The following is a 742-nucleotide window of genomic DNA, read 5'->3' as shown; positions in this document are numbered from 1 at the left end:
GAATCTTTATCAGATTGACTATCAGAGCTGCTGTCTGAGTTAGAACCAGAATCGTTATTTGAATCAGAGTTCGAGTCTAAATCAGAAGTACTATCAGTACCAGAGTCAGAACCGCTGTTAGTGTCTGAATCAGAATCTTTATCAGATTGACTATCAGAGCTGCTGTCTGAGTTAGAACCAGAATCGCTATTTGAATCAGAGTTCGAGTCTAAATCAGAAGTACTATCAGTACCAGAGTTAGAACCACTGTTAGTGTCTGAGTCAGAATCTTGATCAGATTGGTTATCAGAACTGCTGTCTGAGTTAGAATCAGAACCAGTATTAGAGTTAGCGCCTGAATCGGAATTACTATCAGTACCAGAGTTAGAACCACTGTTAGTGTCTGAACCAGAATCTTTATCAGATTGGCTATCAGAACTGCTGTCTGAGTTAGAATCCGAACCAATATTAGAGTTAGCGCCTGAATCGGAATTACTATTAGTACCAGAGTCAGAACCACTGTTAGTGTCTGAATCAGAATCTTTATCAGATTGGCTATCAGAGTCACTATCTGAGTTAGAACCAGAATCACTATTTGAATCAGAGTTCGAGTCTAAATCAGAAGTACTATCAGTACCAGAGTTAGAACCACTGTTAGCGTTTGAATCAGAATCTTTATCAGATTGACTATCAGAGCTGTTGTCTGAGTTAGAATCAGAATCACTATCTGAGTTTGAATCCTTCGGAGTTGTGATATCTGGCC

1 pseudogene is annotated in these 742 nt (G+C 39.2%); it reads right to left on the bottom strand.

What is annotated here, in order from left to right:
* Positions 1-742 (bottom strand): annotated as a pseudogene (locus CD035_RS14045) (fibrinogen-binding protein); the annotation flags it as partial.

The organism is Mammaliicoccus sciuri (genome assembly GCF_002901825.1).
In the GTDB taxonomy this organism is placed as follows: Bacteria; Bacillota; Bacilli; order Staphylococcales; family Staphylococcaceae; genus Mammaliicoccus; species Mammaliicoccus sciuri.
The sequence above is the reverse complement of the archived record's forward strand: the minus strand, read 5'-3'. Positions and strand labels throughout refer to the sequence as shown.